Source organism: Micrococcaceae bacterium Sec5.1 (assembly GCA_039636795.1).
Lineage (GTDB): Bacteria > Actinomycetota > Actinomycetes > Actinomycetales > Micrococcaceae > Arthrobacter.
In genome coordinates this window covers 1,346,423-1,369,928 of sequence record CP143430.1, presented here as the reverse complement: position 1 = coordinate 1,369,928, position 23,506 = coordinate 1,346,423, and the positions used below count along the sequence as shown (strand labels likewise).

At 62.9% G+C, this 23,506-nt stretch carries 21 protein-coding genes; 9 read left to right on the top strand and 12 right to left on the bottom strand.

The features are described 5' to 3' along the window. Positions 1-9: 9 nt before the first annotated feature. The 9 genes from VUN82_06460 to glyA all read right to left on the bottom strand — a co-directional run bounded on the left by VUN82_06460 (position 10) and on the right by glyA (position 8,249). Positions 10-576: a hypothetical protein gene (locus VUN82_06460; GenBank protein ID XAS73479.1), complete on the bottom strand. Its 567-nt coding sequence runs from the start codon at positions 574-576 to the stop codon at positions 10-12. Between the two features lie 62 nt (positions 577-638). Continuing rightward, complete coding sequence (locus VUN82_06455; GenBank protein XAS73478.1) at positions 639-1,472, bottom strand: ABC transporter permease; 834 nt, start codon at positions 1,470-1,472, stop codon at positions 639-641. Continuing rightward, positions 1,469-2,320, bottom strand: coding sequence for an ABC transporter permease (locus VUN82_06450; protein ID XAS73477.1), 852 nt, complete (start codon positions 2,318-2,320; stop codon positions 1,469-1,471). Before VUN82_06450 ends, VUN82_06455 begins: the two co-directional genes overlap by 4 nt. A gap of 4 nt (positions 2,321-2,324) precedes the next feature. Next, positions 2,325-3,254, bottom strand: a complete 930-nt coding sequence (locus VUN82_06445; GenBank protein ID XAS74628.1) for an ABC transporter ATP-binding protein — start codon at positions 3,252-3,254, stop codon at positions 2,325-2,327. A gap of 149 nt (positions 3,255-3,403) precedes the next feature. Continuing rightward, positions 3,404-3,724: an SHOCT domain-containing protein gene (locus VUN82_06440; protein XAS73476.1), complete on the bottom strand. Its 321-nt coding sequence runs from the start codon at positions 3,722-3,724 to the stop codon at positions 3,404-3,406. Between the two features lie 150 nt (positions 3,725-3,874). After that, the gene (locus tag VUN82_06435) at positions 3,875-4,540 is read right to left on the bottom strand and encodes a response regulator transcription factor (protein ID XAS73475.1); all 666 of its coding nucleotides are present in this window, start codon (positions 4,538-4,540) and stop codon (positions 3,875-3,877) included. Beyond that, positions 4,537-5,613 carry a histidine kinase gene (locus VUN82_06430; GenBank protein XAS73474.1) on the bottom strand — a complete coding sequence of 359 codons (1,077 nt, stop codon included), beginning with the start codon at positions 5,611-5,613 and terminating at the stop codon, positions 4,537-4,539. Before VUN82_06430 ends, VUN82_06435 begins: the two co-directional genes overlap by 4 nt. A gap of 326 nt (positions 5,614-5,939) precedes the next feature. Next, positions 5,940-6,833: a bifunctional methylenetetrahydrofolate dehydrogenase/methenyltetrahydrofolate cyclohydrolase gene (locus VUN82_06425; protein ID XAS73473.1), complete on the bottom strand. Its 894-nt coding sequence runs from the start codon at positions 6,831-6,833 to the stop codon at positions 5,940-5,942. A gap of 120 nt (positions 6,834-6,953) precedes the next feature. Continuing rightward, on the bottom strand, positions 6,954-8,249 hold the full coding sequence (gene glyA / locus VUN82_06420; protein ID XAS73472.1) for a serine hydroxymethyltransferase: 1,296 nt from the start codon (positions 8,247-8,249) through the stop codon (positions 6,954-6,956). A gap of 236 nt (positions 8,250-8,485) precedes the next feature. Here glyA and purU point away from each other — a divergent pair, with 236 nt between their 5' ends. The 3 genes from purU to VUN82_06405 are packed head-to-tail and all read left to right on the top strand — an operon-like array spanning position 8,486 to position 10,555. Continuing rightward, positions 8,486-9,337, top strand: a complete 852-nt coding sequence (gene purU, locus VUN82_06415; protein XAS73471.1) for a formyltetrahydrofolate deformylase — start codon at positions 8,486-8,488, stop codon at positions 9,335-9,337. A 21-nt stretch (positions 9,338-9,358) separates the two neighbouring features. Beyond that, positions 9,359-10,024 carry a class I SAM-dependent methyltransferase gene (locus tag VUN82_06410; protein ID XAS73470.1) on the top strand — a complete coding sequence of 222 codons (666 nt, stop codon included), beginning with the start codon at positions 9,359-9,361 and terminating at the stop codon, positions 10,022-10,024. A gap of 9 nt (positions 10,025-10,033) precedes the next feature. Beyond that, the gene (locus VUN82_06405) at positions 10,034-10,555 is read left to right on the top strand and encodes a gamma carbonic anhydrase family protein (protein ID XAS73469.1); all 522 of its coding nucleotides are present in this window, start codon (positions 10,034-10,036) and stop codon (positions 10,553-10,555) included. Between the two features lie 136 nt (positions 10,556-10,691). On the opposite strand, the gene VUN82_06400 is transcribed toward VUN82_06405, so the two are convergent. Together VUN82_06400 and VUN82_06395 are read right to left on the bottom strand one after the other, a co-directional pair. After that, on the bottom strand, positions 10,692-12,398 hold the full coding sequence (locus VUN82_06400; protein ID XAS73468.1) for an FAD-dependent oxidoreductase: 1,707 nt from the start codon (positions 12,396-12,398) through the stop codon (positions 10,692-10,694). Next, entirely contained in the window at positions 12,398-13,879 is a 1,482-nt protein-coding gene (locus VUN82_06395) for an amino acid permease (protein XAS74627.1), read from the bottom strand. The genes VUN82_06400 and VUN82_06395 overlap by 1 nt, the downstream gene beginning before the upstream one ends. 140 nt (positions 13,880-14,019) lie before the next feature. Between VUN82_06395 and alr the strand changes: the two genes are divergently transcribed. Both alr and VUN82_06385 read left to right on the top strand, forming a co-directional pair. Continuing rightward, entirely contained in the window at positions 14,020-15,267 is a 1,248-nt protein-coding gene (alr, locus tag VUN82_06390) for an alanine racemase (protein XAS73467.1), read from the top strand. Further along, positions 15,257-16,876, top strand: coding sequence for a PucR family transcriptional regulator (locus VUN82_06385; GenBank protein XAS73466.1), 1,620 nt, complete (start codon positions 15,257-15,259; stop codon positions 16,874-16,876). Before alr ends, VUN82_06385 begins: the two co-directional genes overlap by 11 nt. On the opposite strand, the gene VUN82_06380 is transcribed toward VUN82_06385, so the two are convergent. Continuing rightward, complete coding sequence (locus VUN82_06380; GenBank protein ID XAS73465.1) at positions 16,873-17,679, bottom strand: carbon-nitrogen hydrolase family protein; 807 nt, start codon at positions 17,677-17,679, stop codon at positions 16,873-16,875. The two genes, VUN82_06385 and VUN82_06380, sit on opposite strands and share 4 nt — an antisense overlap. A gap of 252 nt (positions 17,680-17,931) precedes the next feature. Here VUN82_06380 and VUN82_06375 point away from each other — a divergent pair, with 252 nt between their 5' ends. The 4 genes from VUN82_06375 to VUN82_06360 all read left to right on the top strand — a co-directional run bounded on the left by VUN82_06375 (position 17,932) and on the right by VUN82_06360 (position 23,275). After that, entirely contained in the window at positions 17,932-19,122 is a 1,191-nt protein-coding gene (locus VUN82_06375; protein ID XAS73464.1) for an ROK family transcriptional regulator, read from the top strand. A 129-nt stretch (positions 19,123-19,251) separates the two neighbouring features. Then, positions 19,252-20,811 carry a multiple monosaccharide ABC transporter ATP-binding protein gene (gene mmsA, locus VUN82_06370; protein XAS73463.1) on the top strand — a complete coding sequence of 520 codons (1,560 nt, stop codon included), beginning with the start codon at positions 19,252-19,254 and terminating at the stop codon, positions 20,809-20,811. 45 nt (positions 20,812-20,856) lie between these two features. Further along, entirely contained in the window at positions 20,857-22,125 is a 1,269-nt protein-coding gene (gene mmsB / locus VUN82_06365) for a multiple monosaccharide ABC transporter permease (protein ID XAS73462.1), read from the top strand. A 52-nt stretch (positions 22,126-22,177) separates the two neighbouring features. Next, positions 22,178-23,275, top strand: a complete 1,098-nt coding sequence (locus VUN82_06360; protein ID XAS74626.1) for a sugar-binding protein — start codon at positions 22,178-22,180, stop codon at positions 23,273-23,275. Positions 23,276-23,506: the final 231 nt, after the last annotated feature.

Sequence of the window (23,506 nt, the reverse complement as noted above, 5' to 3'; positions counted from 1 at the left end):
CGGTCTACTCTAGTCGATGATGGTGCCGGCCACGGGCTCGTCCGAGCCACCTGAGGACTTGATCATGTCCCGGGCATTGGTGGCCGTGATCGCGATGGTTTCCAACGCGCGGTTGATGGTGTCCTGGTTTGCTGCTGCGCCTTTGGCACGTTCTTCGTCCACGACGCGGACCTGCACCTGGACAATCTTGAAGGAATGGTCCAGCTTGAGGTCTCGGACCTCATCGGCCTGGCTGCGTTCGGCGACCACGCGGGTGCCGCCGCTGTCAGCCGAGGACGACGACGGCGCGCGGCCGGTTGCCGAGTTGAAAGCGGCCTGCGCTTCGCTGAACTTTGCTCCGGCGCGCCGCGCGGCCCTTCGAATGCTGAATACCACGAAGGTGGCGAGCGCGAGCCAGCCGAAGGCGACCACCGCAACTACCCAACCCACAAAATCGTTCTGGTTGGCCGCGAAAATGACGGCCACCACGAAAGCGATGATGACTACGGTCATCCCCAGGCCGCCGATGCGGAAGCCCTTGAAAAGGCCTCTACCGGACGAGGACGTGGACGGGTGCGGGTCGCCGAGAGATTGCATGAGTCAATTGTCGCAAACCCCCGAAGGTGCCTGCGCCGCTTCCACGGACGGCGAACATGGAGTCACTTCAGGAACAACTGGCGCAGCCGTCCGGTGGTGAGCATGATCCCGAGCGCGATCATCACCAGGTAGTAAGCAACGTGGATGGCTGTCGCAGGACTGAACGAGCCCACGCTGATCTGCCGCAGCAGTTCAACCCCGTGCCAAAGGGGCATGGCTTGGATGAACCACTGGATGACCTGCGGGTAGACGCTGAGCGGATAGAACGTGGCGCTGAACAGGAACATCGGCAACAGGAAGAAGTTAATCCAGTCCATCTGCTGGAACGTCTTCATGAAGCTGGTGATGCCCATGCCGAAGCTCGCGAAGCCAAAGGCAATCAGCACCGACGCAGGGATGACCAGGATGGCCCACCAGGTCGTCAGCAAGCCCATGACGCCCATCACCGCGGTGAACCCGGTGGCATAGAGAAGACCCCGCAACAGTGCCAGGAAGATCTCGCCCATGGCAACGTCCAGCGGCCCGAGGGATGTGTAGAGCATCCCTTGGTACAGCTTGGCGAAGTTCATCTTGAAGAAGACGTTCCAGGTGGAATCGTAGATGGCGCCATTCATGGCTGAGACCGCCAGGAGTGCTGGCGCTATATAGGCCGCGTAGCTGATGTCCTCGCCGCCAGGCCCCTGGACTGTCCCCACGATCGAGCCCATCCCAACGCCCATGGCCAACAGGAAGAGAACCGGCTCGAAGAACCCGGACAACAACACCAGCCAGGTACTGGACTTGGCCGCCATGAGGCCACGGGCAACCACGGACTTGGCATTTCGTGAGTAGAGGGGGCCGAACTTCCGTTCCCGGGCGATATCCGTGGCGCTGTGGCCGCCGGTCAGGATACTCATGAGCCCATCCTCTTCACGAACTGGCGCCGGACCAACAGCCAGCCGGCCGTGGCCGTTCCCAGGAGGAACACCACATGCGTAATGGTCAAGACAGGGTTCTCGTCCATGCCATAAGTGAAGACCCGCCCCAGCTCCGTTCCGTGCCAAACAGGCGATATCCAGCCGATCCAGCGGACAGCCCACGGCAACGTGTCCAGGGGAAAGAACGTCCCGGAGAACAGAAACAGTGGCATGACAATGAACCGCTGCACCAAAGCGAACTGTCCCTTGTCCTGGGTAATGCTGGCGGCATAGGCCATGAGTGGCAGGCCGAAGGACAGCGCCGCGACCGTGGCAACCAATGCGGACACCCATCCCCACGGACTCGGCGAAGCCCCGAACATGGCCACCACCGCAAAGTAGACCACCGACTGCAGCAGGAACCTGAGCGTGCTTGCCATGATGTGGCCGCTCGCTATTTGCTGCGGTACCAGGGGCGAAGCATGCGGCCCGTAGAACACCCGCCGCCATTTGAAGCCATCCATGATGGGGTAGGAAAATTCTCCGGAAGCAGTCATGACCGCCGCCGACACCAGCAGCGCAGGTGCAACAAATTCCAAGTAGCTGACGCCGCCGAATATGGATTCGCTATTCGCATCAACAAGGCTTGCCAGCCCAACTCCCATGGCGAACAAGTAGGCCACGGGTTGCCCCACGCTGTAGAGAACCACGGACCAGCCGTAATTTCGCATGACGCGTAGCACTTGTTCCGCATAGAAAAAGGAACCCCAGCGCCGCGCCCTGGCCGCCGAAACGGCAGGCGGGTGTGCCCGCGCCGGTTGCTCCGCCGTCGTGATTGGTTTGTTCACCGACTCAGTCAACGAGGCTCCTGCCCGTAAGCCGCAGGAACACGTCCTCCAGTGAGGAACGGCGCACCAGTGACGTCATAGGGCGCAGGCCGCGCGCGGAAACCTGCTCCAGGGCGGCCTCGCCGTCGTGCGCGTAGATGAGCACGCGGTCAGGCAGTGTCTCAAGCCGCTCGCCAATGCCCTGAAGTTCGACGCCGATACTAGAGTTCCGCTCGGACCCGAACCTGAGCTCAAGTACTTCGCGGGAGGAGTGCTCGCGGATCAAGCTGGCCGGGGATCCCTCGGCCATGATCTTGCCCTTGTCTACCACGATCAGACGGTCGCAAAGCTGCTCAGCCTCGTCCATATAGTGGGTGGTCAGGATCAGTGTGACGCCGTTTTCCTTGAGCCGGAACAGGCGGTCCCAGAGGATGTGCCGGGCTTGCGGGTCAAGGCCGGTGGTGGGCTCATCGAGCAGGAGGATGCGGGGTTCGTTGATGAGCGACCGGGCGATGGTGAGCCGCCGCTTCATTCCCCCGGAAAGCGCATCCACCTTGGAATTGGCCTTGTCCGTGAGCTGCGCGAATTCCAGGAGCTCGTCCGCTTTGGGTCGCAGGTAGCTCAGCGGCAGGCCGAAGTAGCGGCCGTAGACGATCAGGTTCTCGCGGACCTTCAGTTCTTCGTCGAGGTTGTCCTGCTGCGGAACAACCCCCAGATGAGCCCTGACCTCGGGCCCATGGGATTCCGGATCCAGGCCCATAATGTTCAGCGTTCCTGAGGTGCGCTGCGAGACGCCGCCGATCATTTTCATGGTGGTGGATTTGCCCGCGCCGTTGGGGCCGAGCAGCCCAAAGGACTCCCCCGCCGGAACATCGAAGGAGATGTTGTCCACGGCTGTGAGCTCGCCATAGGTCTTGGTGAGGTTCCGCGCGCTGATGACGGTGGGTGGGTTCATGTCGAAGCTGGTTTGCCACGATTCGGAGTGTGTTGCAGAGCCGGTTGCTTCATTGTGCACCCTCAGCAGACTAGTAGCGCCAACGAATATGTGAAAGGGCTCTTGCAGATATTTTTGCAAGAGCCCTCTCGGTTTTTCCCTCGTCCCGGTCAGGACGGCGGCTGCGAGCGCAGTACCTCCAGCCGCTGCCGGAACTCGGTCTCATCAATCTCGCCCCGGGCATAGCGTTCGCGCAGCACGCCCTCAGCGCCCTGGGTTGCCGCCCAGTGATGGTTGCGGCGCCACGCCCGCCGGCCCACGAAAATGAACAGGAAGATCACGAGGATCCAGAACAGCGGGAACAGGAGGAAGAACGGCCAGAACGTGCCGTCACCCCAGGGACCGTGCGCGACGACGGTGGCCGGCAGTTGTGCCAGCGCTCCCCCGAGCGTGGTGGTCTCCCCGACGATTGAAGTCAATGCGGTGAACATGTCAGTGATCCAAACTCTCTCCGCCGATTCCCGGCGCGAACCGTCTTTCGGCTCTGGTTTGAGTCTGCCCGCGGACGGCTGGCGGGACGTCCGCCGTCGGGAGTCACCTGCAGGTGCCGCCATACTCCCTTGGGAGTCGGCGGCAGTCCGTCAACTGCTCCAGCCCGGCCTCACCAGCCCTGATTCGTACGCGAGCACCACCAGTTGGGAGCGGTCGCGGACCATCAGCTTGGTCATGATGCGCGATACGTGGGTCTTCGCGGTCAGCGGGGTGATGAACAGGCGTTCGGCGATCTCGGCATTGTTCAGTCCCTCCCCCACCAAGGCCAGGACCTCGCGTTCGCGTTCCGTCACCTGCTCCAGGGGAATCACTTTTCCTGCCGCCCGGCTTTGGGACGCCAGCTGTGCCATGATGCGCCGAGTGACTGAGGGCGAGAGCAGCGCGTCGCCGTCGTGGACTACCCGGACGGCGCGGATGAGCTCTGCAGGTTCGGTGTCCTTGACCAGGAAACCAGCTGCGCCCGCACGGACGGCCTCGGCAATGTACTCGTCGAGCTCGAAGGTAGTCAGAATGATGATGCGCGTGCTGGACAGGGATGGGTCCGCAAGAATCCTGCGGGTGGCGGTGAGGCCGTCGTCGTCCGGCATCCGGATGTCCATGAGGATGACGTCCGGCTTGTCCCGCGCCGCCAGCCTCACCGCGTCCCTGCCAGTGCCGGCCTCGGCCACTACTTCCATGTCCGGTTCAGCATCCAGGAGCGCGCGGAACCCTGCCCGGATGAGGGTCTGGTCATCGGCGAGGAGGATGCGGATCATGGGAGGTTTCCTTCTTGTTCTGCAGGCAAAGTTGCTTCGACCCGGAGCCCCGGCTGGAGTTCGTGCAACGTGAGCGTCCCGCGCAAAGCGACCGCCCTCTCGCGCATCCCCGTGAGGCCGTTGCCCGGGAGCGCGTCGCCCATGCCTGCGCCGTCGTCGTCTATCCGTACGGTTAGCGCGTCTTGAGTCTGGGCAAGATGCACGACGGCGGATCCGGCACCTGAGTGCCTGCCGACGTTGGTCAACGCTTCCTGGATGATCCGGTACGCCGCTTCCTGCTGTGCGGGGCCGACGAGTTCATGGTTCGAGTGGTCCTCGAAGCGCACCTGCAAGCCGCCCAGCTCCGCGTTCTTCACAAGTTCGGGAATCCTGGCCAGCGTAGGCCGGGCCGCCGGGGCGAGCGGGACGTCCTCCCGCAACACGCCCAGGAGTTGCCGGACTTCCGTGAGGGATTCCTTGCTGGCCGCCTTGATGGCTTCCAGTGCAGGCCTGAGCTTCTGGGGATCATCCGAGCCCACGTGCAACGCCACGGATGCCTGCACATTGATCATGGACAAGGAGTGAGCCACGACATCGTGGATGTCGCGGGCCAGCATGAGGCGGTACTCATCGCGTTCTGCCTTCTGGGCGGCCTCACGGCGACGCCGGTATTCCGCGAACCGCTCGCTTCGGCGTCGAAATCCCTGTCCGATCAGCACCAAAATGGCTGCCCATCCCACCCCTGCGGAAGCGCGAAGCGGCCAGTTGGGATCGCCGCTGAATGCGGCCGCGAACACTACTGCAGCAGCGGCGATTCCGGCCCCCAGCCACGCCTGCCAACGCAAACCCGCGGACGAAGTCAGCACAATCGCCAACGCCAGTGAAAGTGCAATGGGACCCCAGGCATACCCAAGGCCAACATAGGCGCCCGTTGCCACGAGGGCGACGGGAAGCATGACTGCAGGCGCCCGCCGCCGGAACGCCAGTCCTGCAGGCCCGGCCAGCAGCAACAGGATCGCAAGCGCATCCAAGGGCCGTGAAGCGTCCTGATGGCCCGCAGAAAAAAGCGTCCCAGCCACCTGGATGAGGGCCACCGTGATAACGATGAAGCTGGTGGGTGGGCCCGCGAAACGGCGCGGACCTGCGTATCTCTGAGGTCCAGCGAAATGGCCTTGGCCTGCGAAACGGCCTGGACTTGGAAGTCCCCGGGGTCCAGGAGAGCTCTCGGGTCCAGGGAAGCGGGGCTGCATACACCGAGCCTAGCTTTGCTCCGGGTGTACGTCGTCGGATTAACGGAGCAGGGTGCCTACTCCCGGAGGAGTAGGCGAGGCCATTTCGAGGGTTCCCTGCCGAAGATGCCGTGCGCACGGCATCTTCGGCAGCTTAGCCCCGTAATGGGCCTTGCTGTGGTCGCAGGAACCTAGGCGATGCCAGCTGCGCGCTCGGCGCTCTCCACGACGTTGGCGAGCAGCATGGCGCGGGTCATCGGACCCACGCCGCCCGGGTTCGGGGACAGCCAGGCGGCGACGTCGGCAGCTGCCGGGTCCACGTCTCCGGTGACCACAGCCTTGCCGTTAGCGTCCTCCACGCGGCTGACACCGACGTCGAGCACTATTGCGCCCGGCTTGAGGTCTTCAGCCTTGATCATGTGCGGCACGCCTGCAGCGGCAATCACGACGTCGGCCTGCTTGAGTTCCGCGGGCAGGTCAACGGTTCCCGTGTGGGCCAGGATGACCGTGGCGTTGACTTCCCTGCGGGTGAGAAGGAGGCCGATGGGGCGGCCGATGGTGACGCCGCGGCCTACTACGAGGACGCGCTTGCCGTTGAGCTGGATGCCGTGGCGGCGCATCAATTCCACACAGCCCTTGGGCGTGCAGGGAAGCGGGGACTTCATTTCGCCACTGACGTTGGCCACAAGGCGGCCGAGGTTCATGGGGTGCAGGCCATCGGCGTCCTTGTTCGGATCCATTGCTTCGAGGATGACGTCCTGGTCAATGTGTTTGGGCAGCGGCAACTGAACGATGTAGCCCGTGCATTCCGGGTTCTCGTTGAGCTCCCGGACAACCTTCAGGAGGTCTTCCTGGGTGATGTCCTCGGGCAGGTCCCGGCGGATGGACTGGATGCCCACCTCGGCGCAGTCCTTGTGCTTGCCGCCGACGTACCAGGTGCTGCCGGGGTCCGAACCCACCAGGATGGTGCCCAGGCCGGGGACGATTCCCTTTGCTGCGAGGACGGAAACGCGTTCGGTCAGTTCTGCCTTGATGGCTGCGGCGGTGGCCTTGCCGTCAAGGATCTGTGCGGTGGACTGTGTCATTCCATCTGCTCTTTCTGGTGGGTGACCTGTTGGCTCATGCCAACGGGACCCGCCGCCGAAGGTGTGGCGGCGGATCCCGTTAGCTCCGGGCCAGTGCCCGGGTGATGCTTTATGCGTTGGTTACCACTGCTCGTGCTGCGGGTACAGCGGGAAGTCGGCGGCGAGCTTGTCCACGCGGGCCTGAAGGGCCTCAACGTCTGTAGTGGAGCCAGCCTTCAGGGCAGTGGCGATGATCTCGGCAACCTCGGTGAACTCGGTGGCACCGAATCCGCGGGTAGCCAGGGCAGGCGTACCGATGCGGAGGCCGGAGGTGACCATCGGCGGGCGGGGGTCGAACGGAACGGCGTTGCGGTTCACGGTGATGCCCACCGAGTGCAGGAGATCTTCAGCCTGCTGGCCGTCCAGCTGCGAGTTACGCAGGTCAACCAGGACCAGGTGGACGTCGGTGCCGCCGGTGAGGACCGAGACGCCGGCTTCGGCGACGTCGGACTGGTTCAGGCGGTCAGCGATGATCTTGGCACCCTCGAGCACGCGCTCTTGGCGCTCCTTGAATTCTTCGCTGCCGGCGATCTTGAAGGCAACAGCCTTGGCGGCGATGACGTGCATGAGCGGGCCGCCCTGCTGGCCCGGGAAGACGTTGGAGTTCAGCTTCTTGGCCCACTCCTGCTTGGCCAGAATGACACCGGAACGCGGACCTGCGAGGGTCTTGTGCACGGTGGAGGTGACGACGTCGGAGTACGGGACCGGGCTCGGGTGCAGGCCTGCTGCAACCAGTCCGGCGAAGTGTGCCATGTCCGTCCACAGGAGTGCGCCAACTTCGTCAGCGATGGAGCGGAAGGCAGCGAAGTCGAGGTGGCGCGGGTAAGCGGACCAGCCGGCGATGATGACCTGCGGCTTCTCGGCGATGGCCTGCTCGCGAAGCTTGTCCATGTCCACGCGGAAGGTGTCTTCTTCAACCTGGTAAGCAGCTACGTTGTAGAGCTTGCCGGAGAAGTTCAGCTTCATGCCGTGGGTCAGGTGGCCACCGTGTGCCAGGGAGAGGCCGAGGATCTTGTCGCCCGGGGTGATCATGGCGGACAGTGCTGCAGCGTTTGCCTGGGCACCGGAGTGCGGCTGGACGTTGGCGTACTCGGCACCGAAGAGTTCCTTGACGCGGTCGATCGCAAGCTGCTCCGCGACGTCGACGTATTCACAGCCGCCGTAGTAGCGGCGGCCCGGGTAACCCTCGGCGTACTTGTTGGTCAGGACGGAGCCCTGTGCTTCCATGACAGCGCGCGGGGCGAAGTTTTCGGAGGCGATCATTTCCAGGGTGCCGCGCTGGCGGCCGAGTTCCTGGTCGAGGACTGCTGCGATCTCGGGATCGAGCTCAGCGAGCGACTGGTTGCTGACAGACGCGGAAGTGGTGGTGGTAGGCACGGAGATCTCCTGGCTAGGCAACGGGTGGTGCTACAGGTCAGGCTACCGGCAGCAGCATTCCCGCGTCCCCTTGATTACGGAGGGATCGGTCACGTGCGTGCAGCGGTAAGACATGACCCTCGGCCCAGGCGTACGATCCGTGGTCTTCGTGATTGCCGCTCCCTGGTGGTAGTCCACCCAACGCCAGTTGCGGCCCGTTAACAGTACAACAAGGCAGCACAGGTAGGCTTGATCGTGTGACTGACTCCACCGCTTTCGTTGTAACACTCTCCTGCCCGGACCGCCCCGGCATCGTCCATGCGGTAGCCGGCGCCCTCCTTGAGGCCGGCTGCAATATCGCCGACTCCCAGCAGTACGGAAGCCCCAGCACCGGCAACTTTTTCATGCGCGTGGAGGCAACCACAGCGTCCTCCCAAGAGGAACTGGCCACTGCCCTGCGACCCGTAGCCGAATCCTTCGGCATGACCTGGCAGATCAACCCTGTCGGCGAAAAGGTCCGCACCATCATCCTGTGCTCCAAGGACGCGCACTGCCTCAACGACCTCCTGTTCCAGCAGCGGACCGGCACGTTGCCCATCGAGGTTCCGGCGATTGTTTCGAACCACCGAGACCTCGAGTCGCTGGCGGAGTTCTACGGCATCCCGTTCCACCACATCCCCGTGACGCCGGAGACCAAGCCCCAGGCCGAGGCGCAGCTGCTGAAACTCATTGCCGAGCACGACGTCGAGCTCACGGTCCTGGCGCGTTACATGCAAGTCCTGTCCAACGAGCTCTGCACGGAGTTGAACGGCAAGGCAATCAACATCCACCACTCATTCCTCCCCTCCTTCAAGGGCGCCAAGCCATACCACCAGGCCCACGCCCGCGGTGTGAAGATCATCGGTGCCACAGCCCACTACGTGACCGCCGACCTCGATGAAGGCCCGATCATCGAGCAGGAAGTCATCCGTGTTGACCACGCACGCACGGCCGCCCAGTTTGTCCAGATGGGCCGCGACGTGGAGGGGCGCACCCTGGCCCAGGCAGTCCAGTGGCACGCTGAACACCGCGTGCTTTTGGATGGCACCCGCACCGTGGTATTCAACTAGCGCCACTCCTAAGCTGGGGGTATGCAGGGCATCCCCGAAGCTGACCACGAAGCCGACCTCGCAGTTTTCTACGACCGCCAAGCACCCGTCCGGAACACGCGGGCCCTCACCCCGCACCGGGTCGAGTGCCGGGATTGGTTCATCCGCCTCCTGAAGGATGAGCACCGGCATTCCGTGTTCGAGCTGGGCAGCGGGACCGGGGTGGAAGGCTTGGAGTTTGTCCGTGCAGGGCTGCATTACACCGGCGTGGACCTGTCCTCGGAGAGCGTTCACGTGGCGCGCTCGGCCGGGTTGGACTGCTCGGTTGCGAGTGGTCGTGAGCTACCGTTTCCCGATTCAGTCTTCTCCGCCGTGTGGACCATGAGCACGCTCCTGCACGTCCCCAACAACAGGATTCACGACGTCGTCAGCGAACTTGTGCGGGTCAGCGCGGCTGGTGCGCCAATCGCCGTCGGGCTTTGGTCAGGTGAGGATGAAGAGGTCCTCAACCCGGAGGACGGGGAAGAACCCCGACGTTTCTTCAGTCGCCGCAGCGACGACACCCTTCGGCGGATCTTCGGCGAGCACGGCTCGATTGAGCATTTCCGGACCTGGCCAGAGGGTATCGGTGTCGAGTCCGGGCCGGGAGCGGGCAACTGGACGCAGCACTACCAGTTCCTGGTCCTCCGCACCCCCGCACCCAACTAGGCTGGGCTCATGGCTCCCTCTTACACTTTCGCCGGGGACACCCCGGCCATCCATGAATCTGCGTTCGTCGCGCCCACCGCTTCCATCATCGGCAAAGCGACTTTGGCCGAGGACTCCAGCGCCTTTTACGGGGTTTCGGTCCGTGCCGATACGGCTGCCATCAGCGTCGGTGCAGGCTCCAACCTCCAGGACAACGTCGTCCTCCACGCCGACCCCGGATTCCCCTGCACCGTCGGCGAGCGCGTCTCCGTTGGGCACAGCGCAGTGGTCCACGGCTGCACTGTGGAGGACGACTGCCTCATCGGTATGAGCGCCACCATCCTAAACGGCGCAGTGATTGGCACGGGCTCGCTCATTGCAGCTGGCGCCGTGGTCCTTGAAGGCACAGTCATTCCGCCGCGCTCACTCGTAGCGGGCGTCCCCGCAAAGGTGCGCCGCGAATTGACCGACGAGGAGTTCGACGGCGTCAAACACAACGCCGCCCACTACAAGGAACTCGCCGCGGCACACAGGGAAATGCACGCGTCTTAAGCAATGCGAGGCCTGCTCTGCATCCCCACCGCCTCCCTGACTTCGCAAGCTCAGCCAGGGAACCCGGGCGGTGTGGGCCCTGCGATTGGTTTAGGACGCAGAGCAGGCCCCGCAACAGCAGTTAGTCCACGGAAATCTAGTCCAGGGATATTGGCCCGAACTCGTCCAGCAGATCGCCCGGACCGGGGTTCCCTGCGACGGACGATCCGCCCAAGTGGTTCACCACGCCCCACACCGCGTTGAGGCCTGTGGTCACGGCGCCTTCAGCCCAACCTGCGGTGAAGGACACGTCGTCGCCGGCGAGGAAGATGCCGCGCTGGCTTTCCGGCAGCTGATCCTGCTTGAAGTGGGTGAAGAGCCGCTGCTGGTACCGGTAATGGCCCGGCAGGTTGGCTTTGAAGGCACCCATGAAGTTGGGGTCCGCTTCCCAGGACACCGTGATCGGCTGCCCCACGATGTGGCTGGCGATGTCCACGCCCGGGTAGATCTGCTCCAGCGAGTGCAACATCAGCTTGACGCGTTCTTCGGCAGTGAGGGCAAGCCACTTCAGGGCGTCATCGTTCCATGTGTAGGACAAGAGGATGACAGCGGGCTTGTCAGGGCCGTCGTCGAGCAAGTATGTGGCCCGGTTGAGGCGGTCGGTGAGCGTCATGGACAAGACTTCGCGTCCGGTTTCCGGATCGATGTCCTTCCAGAAGGGCCGGTCCACCATCACGAATGTCTTGGACGACTGCATGTAGTGGGAGCGCTCGATCGCCGTCCACAGCTCGGCCGGGAACAATGCCTCTTCGGTGTGGATGCGCGTGGACAGCAACCACGACTGGCACGTGGTCACCACCGCCTGGTACGTGGCTTCGCGTCCCCAGTTTTCGCGGACTACCAGGTCCCCGTTGTCCGCGCGGCGGATGTTGTCCACGGCTCCGCGCGGCGAGCCAGAATGCAGCGACGACAGTGACGTGCCTTGGGGCCAGTATTTAAGGTCCGACGGCGCGTGGTTCCAGAGCGCCTCGGGGAGCCTTTGCGCTCCTCCCGCAATGAGCCGGTGCTGGTCGTCTGCGTCGGTGTAGACAACCCGGAGGATCTCCAGGATGGAGTTGGGGAAATCGGTGTCCCAGCCGCCCGTGCCGAAGCCCACCTGGCCGAAAGCTTCGCGGTGCGCGAAGCCGGCTTCCTTGAAGGACTTGCTGGCTGCGATGAATCCGTAGAACGTTTGCTCGTCCATTTCGGGCAGGAGCGCGTTCCAGAGTTCCTTGATCCGCTTGGTATCGCGGGCCTTGATCGCTTCCTGCATTTCGGCGAACGCAGCACCATCGTTGACGGCAGCCTTCCACGCATCGGCGACTTCACGGAAGAATTCCGGCAGCTCATCTGCTGTGGTGGCGTAGTGCTTCTTACCCGCAAGTTCGATCACGGTGCTGGACGTCGCGGGGGCCATCGGGTTGGGGAAGGCCTGCGTTTCCAAGCCAAGAAGGTCCACGTAGTGGTAGAAGGCCTTGCCGGAAACCGGGAAGCGCATGCCACCAAGATCCGCTACGACGCCCGGCGCCGAGGGGAAGCTCGCCGTGCGAAGACGGCCGCCGATCTGGTCGGCCTCGTACATCACGGGCTTGAGGCCGAGCTTCATGAGCTCATAGGCGGTGACCAGCCCTGACAGCCCTGCGCCGATGACGGCCACTTCCGTGCCGTAGCGCTCTTCCGGAATGCTGCCGAGTCCGTCCGGATGTGCCAGGTAATGGTCATAGCTGAACGGGAAGTCCGGGTTCAGCATGGTGATGGGTGCTTCGCCTGCCTCCGCCGCGGGAGCGGCGACGTCGGCTGTGGGAAGTTCGGTAGCGATGGTCATCAGTTTGCGGCTTTCACAGGTTCCGGGCTCACGGCCCTGGTGGTCAGTTCACGGTAGTCCTGATCGCTGAGCGCGGCTACCTTGGAGTTCCGGCGTCCATAGCCGAAGTAGATGGCGATGCCCACCAGCATCCAAACACCGAACGTGATCCAGGTATCGGCGCCGAGGTTGAGCATCAGGAAGGCACACATCAGCGTGCCCAGGATTGGGGTGATCGGGTACAGCGGAACGCGGAAACTGCGGTCCAGATCCGGGCGGTTGCGCCGGAGATAGATCACGGCGACGTTTACCAGTGCGAAGGCGAAGAGCGTCCCGATGCTCGTTGCGTCAGCCAAGGCACCCAGCGGGACCAAGCCCGCGGTGAGGGCGACGGCGGTTCCTACTATCAGGGTTCCGGCGACTGGCGTGCCGGTGCGGGGGGAAACGCGGCCGAAGACTTTGGGCACCATGCCATCGCGGGACATCGAGAGCAAAATGCGGGTCTGGCCGTAAAGGACAGTCAACACGATGCTGGCAATAGCAAGCACTGCGCCGACGGAGAAGACCAGGGCGATCCACGGCTGACCGGTGATCTCGTGCAGGATCTGGACCAGGGCAGCTTCGGTGCCGTCGAACCAGCCCCACGGACGGGCACCGATCGCGGCGACGGACACCAGGACGTAGATGCTCGTGACAATCACCATGGAGAGCAGGATTGCGCGTGGCAGGTCCCGCTTGGGGTTCCTCGCTTCCTCGCCGGCCGTGGAGGCGGCATCGAATCCGATGTAGGAGAAGAAGACGCTTGACGCCGCGGCGGAGACACCGGCTGCACCCATCGGCATGAGGGGCTCGAAGTTGCCGGCGTTGAAAGCGGTGAAAGCTACCGCGCAGAAGAAGATCAGGATCGCGACTTTGATGATGACGATCGCGGTGTTGATCCATGCACTTTCACGGGCACCCCGAACCAGCAGGATCATGGCAAGGACCACGATCACCATGGCCGGAAAATTTACCACCCCGCCATCGCCCGGGGGCTGGCTCATGGCATCGGGCAGGACCTGTCCAAACGCGGCCAGGGTCTCGTTGACGTACTGGCCCGCGCCCACAGCAACTGCCGCCACGGACACCGCATATTCCAGTACCAGGCACCATCCGCAGATCCAGGCCATGCCCTCGCCCATGGTCGCGTAGGAGTATGAGTAGCTGGAACCTGCCACCGGGACGAGCCCGGCCATCTCTGCGTAGGACACTGCCGAGAAGAGAGCAGCCAAACCAGCGATCACGAAGGAGATCCAGATCGCCGGCCCGGCCAGCGGCACGGACTCGCCAAGGATCACCAGGATGCCAGTGCCCAGCGTTGCACCGACGCTGATCATGGTCAGCTGGAGTACCCCGAAGCTGCGCACCAGCGGGGTGCCGCTTTCGCCGGTTCCGGCCGCGTCAGCCATCTGCCCGATCGGCTTGCGGCGCAGGAGTTGGGCACCGAGGCTTGGCCTGGCCATGCTCGCTGCCGTTGATGTTTGAGTGTTCACAGGCACAGTCACCCTTGACGTCCCTTCAAAGTAGTTTCGATTTCCCCTCCACAAGACTGGCATGTGAGCCACCTCTCACCACGGTGCAAAATGACCTATAGTGTTCAACCATGAGACGTATTGCACAGTACCAAGAGGGCGGCTCACTGGCCCTCTCCGGTCAGGTCAGAGTGGACCTGTCCGCTATTTCAGACAACATCAAGGCCCTGAAGAACCGCACCGACGCACCGCTCTTCATGGCCGTGGTCAAGGGCAACGCCTATGGTCACGGGCTCGTGGAAGTAGCCCGCACGGCCGTTGCTTCCGGCGCCGACTGGCTCGGAACTGCACAGCTCACCGAGGCCATCGCCCTGCGCAAAGCCGGCATCACGGCACCGATCCTTTCGTGGCTCTATCTGGCATCCCAGACCAGCGACACCATCCTGGAAGCATTGGAAAACGACATCGATGTGTCCCTCGGAAGCGTCCACCAACTCCAGGTGCTGGCAGGCATCGCCGAACGCCTTAGCCGTCCCGCCGTCGTACATCTTGAACTGGACAGCGGGCTGAGCCGGGGCGGGGCACGCAAGGAGGATTGGGCCGAACTCGTGGCGCATGCCCGGAAGGCGGAAGTGGACGGCACCGTGCTGGTCCGCGGCATCTGGACCCACTTGGCGTGGGCCGATGTGCCCGCGCATCCTGGGAACGCCAGCGCTGTTGCGGAGTTCGAGGACGCCGTCCGTGAGGCGCGTGAAGTCGGACTCAAACCCGAACTGAGGCACGTTTCCAGCTCAGCAAACATCCTGGACCGCCCGGAATTCCACTTCGACATGGTCCGGGCTGGCCTCGCAATCTACGGCCTCGCTCCCGCAGACCATCTCAACCCGACCGACTTCGGATTGCGGCCGGCCCTCAGCGTCACGGCCCCCTTGGTGATGGTCAAGAAGGTCCCCGCCGGTACGGGCGTCAGCTACGAGCATCAGGCCATCACCTACGAACCCCGCTACCTGGGGCTCATTCCCCTCGGCTATGCGGACGGCATTCCGAAAGGCATCAGCGGCCGCTCGGTGGTGAATATCGGAGGCCGCAGCGTCCCGGTTATCGGCAAGGTCTGCATGGACCAATTCATGGTGGACCTCGGGCCTGACGCGACCGGGATCGACGTCGGCGACACTGCGGTGTTGTTCGGCAACCCGGCCACCGGTGCGGCTAGCGCCGACGATTGGGGTGCTGCGATCGGCAGCCACGGGGATGAAATCATCAACAGGATTGCCCCGCGATTGCCGCGCGTCTACGCCGGCCCGTCGCAAGAAGACGCCGCCTACGAGTGCCCCGACTACCAGGAGCCGGCAACCGCCGGGCAGGACAATGTTGCCTGAGACCGCCACCGCCCGCCTCAGCTTCGTCACGCTTGAGCAGTTCCTGGAGCAGCTGCCGCCCGAGTTGAAAATGCTTCACGACGGCGGCAGCGGCGCCTCGCTGCTGCGCTGGGTGGAACCCAGTGAGCTGGAGGACCCGACCCCATATCTTCCGGAGGGCGAGTTCCTGCTGACCGCCGGGCTGCCTTTCCTTGGGAAGGGCGGCTCGGCGGCCAGCGTGGACGCCTATGTGCGGCGGCTGGTGGGTGCGAAGGTGGCGGCGCTCGGATTCGGCATCAGGCCATATTTCGACGCCGTCCCCGACGTCCTCCTCGACGCCTGCCGCACGCACAACCTCACCCTGCTTGAGGTCCCGGAGTCCGTGCCGTTCGCCGCGATCGGTTTGGAGTTCTCCCAGCTCCTGGAATCGGACAATGCCCGCGTATTCCGGCAGCTGGCCGAAACCAACCGCCAACTCATGCGGGCAGTCCTCTCCCCCAGGCCGGAGCACGAATTACTGGCAGCCCTCGTCCAGCGTGTGCCCGTGTGGGCGCTGCTGGTCGGGGCAGACGGACGGGTCCGGGCGCGCGGGCACAATGCCGGCGGCAGCACCGGCGTCGAGCATTCCTTGTTGGCGCCGCTGCTGGAACGGTTGCTGACCGGCAGCGGACCGCGCGTGGAGATGGACGGTTTCGAGCAGCCCGGGTCTTCCTTGGTGTTTGGTCATCCTCTGCGCAGTACCAAGGACGCGAACCTCGGGGCGCTGATTCTTGGCTCGGACTCTCCGCTGACGCCCGCGCAGAACAATGTGGTGCAGTCGGCGGTGGGTTTGCTGGAGTTGCTGGTCCGGCAACGAACAAGCGGGTCACTTGCTCCGAGCCAGCTTGCCACCGCCCTGCTCCTGCATCCGGACACCTTAGCCACGGGCGGCACCAAACACGTCAATGGTCTCAAGGACCTGCTGGCGCAAAGCCTCTCCTCCACCCGCTCGGGCCAAATGCGCGTGGTGCAGGGCATCAAGGCGGACTCGCCTGACTGGCCTGCCGGTGACGGACCTGTCCGTGAGCTGTTGCAGTGGCGGAGGCTGTTCGATACGAAGCTCGTGGAAATTACCGACTACGGTTTCGCTGCCATCACCCGTTTGAAGGTGGATGATGCGTTGCTTGCCGACGTCGAGAAGCTTGGGTGGAGGCTGGCGATCGGCGAGCCGACCGAACTCACCGGGCTAGCCGCGGCCTATCAGCGGGTGGGTTCGCTGCGGAGCCGGGTGTTGTCCAGCGGAAAGAGTGTACGAGTGGAGGAAGTGCAGTGGTCGGTGACTGGTCTTCTGGGACGTGAGGCAGGGACCATGCTGGCCGAGCGACTCCTGGCCCCAGTGTTGTCCTTGGAACCTGATCGCCGCGACCCGCTGTTGTCAGTACTGCGCGGCTGGCTCAGCGAAAACGGCAGCTGGGACGGTTCCGCCAAGGTGCTGGGCCTCCACCGCAACAGCGTCCGTCGGCAAATCGGCGTCCTCGGCGAGCTGCTCGACATGGACCTGAACCAGGCGCAGGTCCGGGCCGAACTGTGGATCGCCCTGCAGTATGCGGACGAGCTTGTTGCCGGGTTGTCCGGGTCCGAGGGGGTCTAAACGCTCTCTTCCCATTTTCGGTAGAGCTCAGGGCGTCGTTCGCGCAGGTACGGGACTTCATCGCGCGCGGCTTTCACCGTCTCCGTGCCCACTTCCGCGAACAGCAGCGACGCCGACTCCCCCGCCGCAGCGAGCAGCGAGCCATCGGGGCCGGCAACAACGCTGCCGCCGAGGAAGTTGTACATGTCCTCGTGTCCACTGTGGTTGGCGTACGCAACGTTGAGCTGGCTCTCCACCGCGCGGGCACGGATGAGCACCTGCGGCACGTTGTCGAACCCCACTGACAACGCCGTTGGGACCAGCAGGAGTTCGGCCCCGCGGGTCGCCGCCGCCCGGACTGCCTCCGGGAACTCAACGTCATAGCAAATCAGCATCGACGTGCGGATCCCGTTGAAATCCACGACGGCGGGAGGTTCTTGGGCGCCCACGAACGCTTTGCGCTCCTCCGCACCGAAGAGGTGGACCTTGGCATAGTTGAGGAGTTCCGTGCCGTTGGCGTCCACGAGTGTGGCGGTGATGTGCCATCCGTTGTCCTCGGGAGCCGGCGCGGGGAGGCTGTAAACGAGTCCGATGTTGTGCTGGCGGGCGATGCCGGAAAGGCGTTCGCGGATGCCCGGAAGCGTTGCCGGATCGAATTCGGCGTGAAGCCGCAGCGGTGCGTAGCCCACCGGAAAGAGCTCCGGGGTGAGGAGTAAGCCGGCCCCTGCCTGGGTGGCGCGCCGGGCGGCGTCGTCGATTGTGCGCAGGTTCGCCTCAACGTCCAGGACGGAAGCGTTGGCCTGCAGGACGGATAGCAGCATCATTACCACCTTGGTTGCACCGGGTACCGGACCGCAGAGGGCCGGAAGTCTTCTTATTTCCAGAGTAGGCCCGTGGTCTGACAAGTGGACCGGGGCATTTGGACCCGGAGGCGTGCGAACCGGGACGCATTGCACGCAAAACAGGCCCCATAACCGGAGGACTGAGGACATCTTGCGTTGGAGTATGTCGGGAAAGCTTGTTGCGTTGTGTTCACTTCTTGACTACAAGGTTGCTTTTGGGGCAATCTTCTTGTCATGTCCGCTATGCAGCGCTCAACGAAGAGCCAACCACGAAAACCCGGCTCGCAATCCGCGCTCCGGCACCTGAACCAGCAACGAATTATCGAGTGCTTGCTGAGCGGGCCGTCAACGCAAGCCGAGCTTTCCAGGCAGACCGGACTCTCCACCGCCACGGTGTCCAACATCGTGAAAATCATGCAGGACGCAGGCCTCGTTTCCACCGAGCCAACCACCAGCTCCGGCCGCCGGGCAACCAACGTAAGGTTGAACAGCAACGGTGCGGTCGCCGTCGGGATTGATTTCGGCCGACGCCACCTCAGGGTGGTCCTGGCATCGCTCGGCTATCACGTCATCGCCGAGGATTTCATTGAACTTCCCTTGGGCCACCATGCGGAGGAAGGCATTGCGGCTGCAGTCCGTTTGCTGGGGCGGTTGCTGGCGGAAAATGGCATCGATCCGAGCGCGGTGGTGGGCGCAGGGGCGGGCATCCCCGGCCCGATTGACCGCCGAACAGGGACTGTTGCCCAAGGCGCCATCCTGCCCGAATGGGTGGGAATCGACATCCTCCACAGGCTCGAAGAAGCCCTGAATTGCCCCGTATTTGTTGACAACGACGCCAATCTCGGAGCCTTGTCAGAGGTGACGTGGGGACCCCACAGCGGCGTATCCAACCTGATGTTCCTGAAGATCGGATCCGGTATCGGTTCCGGCCTGATTCTCAACGGCGTGCCCTACTACGGGAATGTGGGTATCACGGGCGAAATCGGCCACGCGACCATCCATGAGCACGGGCTGGTGTGCCGATGTGGGAACCGCGGCTGCCTCGAAACCATCGCCTCCACCACCACCATGATTGAGTTGCTGGGCCGCGGCAAGGAGACATCACTAACGCCCCAGGACATCGTCCGGAATTGCCTCGCAGGTGACTCCGCAACCCAGCGCGTCGTGGATGACGCAGGCCTTGCCGTGGGGCGCGCACTGGGCAACGTCGCCAACTTGATCAACCCTGAAGTGATCGTCGTGGGTGGACCATTGGCGGGCCTCGGCAGCCTCCTCCTGGACCCCATTCGAAGGGGGCTCGTTCGTCACGCTGTGCCCGTTGTAGGCGAAACAACACACCTCGCAATGTCGTCCTTGGGAGCGCGTGCGGAAGCACTTGGAGCAGCTGCTTTAGTGTTCCAACACGCTGGAATTACTGGTAGGTAACGAAATCGTTAGCTGGATCTTGTGTTCAAGTCTTGACGACAAGATAGGTGATCCAGTTTACTTTTTCATCAGACAGCTCCGCCGTTTGGGGAGCGACAACGAAGTCATGCATTGGAGGCGTAAGGGCTAATGACAACAACCCCTGACACGCAAGACGAACCCATCCTCTTGGAGATGCGCTCGATCACGAAGGAATTCCCCGGCGTGAAGGCCTTGTCGAATGTGAGCCTGCGCGTAAAGGCCGGCGAGATCCACGCAATCTGCGGCGAAAACGGTGCTGGAAAATCCACCCTGATGAAGGTCCTTTCCGGCGTGTACCCGCACGGCAGCTACACCGGCGACATCGTGTACATGGCCGAGACGCAGCAATTCAAGGACATCCGCGCAAGCGAAGCCGCGGGCATCGTCATCATCCACCAGGAGCTGGCGTTGATCCCGGAACTGTCCATCATGGAAAACATCTTCCTGGGCAACGAGCCAACCAAATGGGGTGTCATCGACTGGGCAGAGGCCCGGAAGCGTTCCATTGAACTGCTGGCCAGGGTTGGACTCCGTGAAGACCCGGACACCCCCATCAAAGAAATTGGCGTCGGCAAGCAGCAGTTGGTGGAAATCGCCAAGGCACTGAACAAATCCGTCCGCCTGCTGATCCTGGACGAGCCCACGGCTGCCCTGAACGAATCCGACTCCCAGCACCTGCTGGACCTGATCCTGGGGCTGAAGGGCAAGGGCATCACCTCGATCATCATTTCCCACAAGCTCAACGAGATCGAACAGATTGCCGACGAGATCACCATCATTCGCGATGGCAAGTCGATCGAAACGTTGAACGTCAAGCGGGACGGCGTCGATGAGGACCGGATTATCAAAGGCATGGTGGGCCGGACGCTCGAGTCCCGTTTCCCGGACCATGAACCGAAAATCGGTGACGTCTTCTTCGAAGTCAAGGACTGGACCGTGGCTCACCCGCAGATCCAGGATCGCCTGATCTGCAAGGGCTCCAACTTCTACGTACGACGCGGTGAAATCGTGGGCTTCGCGGGACTGATGGGAGCCGGCCGCACGGAACTTGCCCGCTCGCTCTTCGGTCACTCCTATGGCCGCTACATCAAGGGACAGGTTTACAAGGACGGCAAGCCTGTCAACCTTCGCAGCGTCCGTGCGGCCATCGACGCCGGACTGGGCTACGTCACTGAAGACCGGAAATCCCTCGGCCTGAACCTGCTGGACGACATCAAGGCCACCACGGTTGCGGCAAACCTCCGCGCGATCAGCAAGTACACGGTGGTGGACGAGCGCAAGGAGTTCTCGGTTGCCGAGGAGTACCGAAAATCCCTGCGGACCAAGACCCCGTCGGTGGAGGAAGGCGTGGCCAAACTCTCCGGCGGAAACCAGCAGAAAGTCGTGCTGGCCAAATGGATGTTCACCGATCCGGATCTCCTGATTTTGGATGAACCCACCCGAGGGATCGACGTGGGCGCCAAGTACGAGATCTACGGCATCATCCAGAGGCTGGCGAACCAGGGCAAGGGAGTGATTGTCATTTCCTCGGAGCTCCCCGAACTCCTGGGCCTGTCCGACCGCATCTACACCATCTTCGAGGGCGCCATCACAGGTGTCCTGGACAAAAACGAAGCAAGCCAGGAAAGCCTCATGAAACTCATGACGTCCTCCCGCAAGGCCGCCTGACCTGTTGGCCCAGACTCACCCCTTCCTGACACAAGGACCAAAACAATGAACGCGCTCAAGAAGCTATTTGGTGGCAATACCCGCCAGTTCGGCATGATCTTCGCCCTGGTGGCACTTATCGTCTTCTTCCAGATCTTCACCGAGGGCCGGACGCTGACCCCGGGCAACGTGATCAACCTGTTCAACGGCAACTCCTACATCCTGATCCTGGCCATCGGCATGGTCCTGGTCATCATTGCCGGCCACATCGACCTCTCTGTGGGCTCGGTAGCCGCATTTGTGGGTGTCTCCGTGGCCCTCGCAATCCGCGACTGGGGTATTCCCTGGTACATGGGCGTGCTCTTCGGGCTTGTACTCGGTGCGATCATCGGGGCTTGGCAAGGATTCTGGACAGCGTATGTGGGCATCCCTGCCTTCATCGTGACGCTGGCAGGCATGCTCCTGTTCCGCGGTTTCAACCAGTTCGTGGGCAAATCCAACACCATCCCCGTCCCCAGCGACTTCCAGTACCTGGGTTCGGGCTACCTGCCTGAAATTGGCCCGACCACGGGCTTCAACAATCTCACCTTGTTGCTGGGCATCCTGGCTGCGGCATTCGTTGTCCTCATGTCCCTGCGGGCTCGCGCCACCAACAAGGCCCTGGGCGCAGATGTCCCCGAGCTCTGGGTTGAGGTCACCAAGCTGGTCCTGATCTGCGGTGCCATCCTCTACGCCACGTACCTGTTCGCTACCGGCCGCCCCGGAACGTCCTTCCCCATCCCCGGTTTGATCCTGGCCGTGCTGGTCCTGATCTACGGTTTCATCGCTGACAAGACCGTCCTGGGCCGCCACGTCTACGCCGTGGGTGGTAACCGGCACGCAGCAGAACTGTCCGGCGTTCAGTCCAAGAAGGTCAACTTCATGGTCATGCTCAACATGTCCGTCCTTGCAGGCCTCGCCGGCATGATCTTCGTTGGCCGCTCCACCGCATCCGGTCCCTTTGACGGTGTCGGTTGGGAACTGGACGCAATCGCAGCCGTGTTCATCGGTGGCGCCGCTGTTACCGGCGGCGTTGGTACCGTGATCGGCTCTATCGTCGGTGGCCTGGTGATGGCTGTGCTGAACAACGGCCTCCAACTCCTGGGCGTAGGCGCCGACCTCACGCAGATCATCAAGGGCCTGGTACTGCTGATCGCTGTTGCCTTCGACGTCTACAACAAGACCCAGGGCAAGCGCTCCATCACTGGCCTGCTGCTGAAGAATTTCCAGCGCAACAACGAACTCAAGCCGGACGAAACCACGTCCACCAAAGAGGTCATCTCCAAGGAAGCCTGACCGGTTTCCGCCTGACTCGCTCCACCCCACCACACAGAAAGTGAACCAAGATATGCGAATGTTTGGTAAAGCAGGAAAGGCAGCAGCAGTAGCTGCCATCGCGGCACTGGCGCTGACAGCCTGCGGCCGCTCTGACAGCGGCTCAAGCAGCAGCACTGCTGGCGGGGAAGCGTTCCCCAAGGACTCGCTGATCGGCGTCGCCCTTCCGCAGAAGACCAGTGAGAACTGGGTCCTCGCGGAGAAGCTGTTCAACGATGGCCTCAAGGGTGCCGGCTTCAAGGCCGACGTCCAGTTCGCCAACGGCGGCGTGTCCGAGCAGCAGAACCAGATCAGCGCCATGGTCACCAAGGGTGCCAAGGTCATCATCGTTGGCGCAATCGACGGCGCGCAGCTGGGTACGCAGCTCAAGCAGGCCAAGGACTCCGGCGCGACGGTCATTGCTTACGACCGTCTGCTCCTGAACACGGAGAACGTGGACTACTACGTGGCGTACGACAACTTCAAGGTCGGCGTGCTGCAGGGCCAGGCCCTGCTGGACGGATTGAAGGCCAAAAAGCCCTCCGGCCCGTACAACATCGAGCTCTTCGCCGGTTCACCGGATGATGCCAACGCCAAGGTGTTCTTCGACGGTGCCATGAGCGTGCTGAAGCCGAAGATCGACGACGGAACGCTCAAGGTCCTCTCCGGCCAGACTGCTTTCGAGCAGGCTGTTACCCAGGGCTGGAAGGCTGAAAACGCCCAGCGTCGTGCTGACACCCTGCTCACCGGCAGCTACGGAACCGCATCCCTGGATGGCGTTCTCTCCCCGAACGACACCCTGGCCCGTGCAGTGCTGACGTCCGTCAAGGCCGCCGGCAAGCCGCTCCCCGTGGTAACAGGCCAGGACTCCGAGGTTGAGTCCGTCAAGTCGATCATGGCTGGCGAGCAGTACTCCACCATCAACAAGGACACCCGCAAGCTGGTTGAGCACGCCATCACCATGGTGAAGGACCTGCAGGCCGGCAAGCAGCTGGAAATCAACGACAAGGATTCCTACAAGAACGGTGTCAAGACTGTTCCGGCTTACCTGCTCCCGCCGCAGATCGTGACGGCAGCCAACGTCAAGACGGCTTACGTGGACGATCCGGTACTCGGGCCGATCACCAAGTAACACCGCTTAGCACCAAGCAGTAGCAAGCAACAGCAAGCCCCGGTCCGCCAGCATTCAGCCGGCGGGCCGGGGCTTTCGCTTGCCCGAACCGTTTTCCGCGATGCTTCCGTGTCCGTCAATCCCGAAGTTTGCGGCGCGGCAACATACAACCAATTAACTTGTCAAGCTCTTGACCGGGGCGGATCGCACCCTTAGAGTTCTGATATATGAGTCATATGTCACATGTGGCCG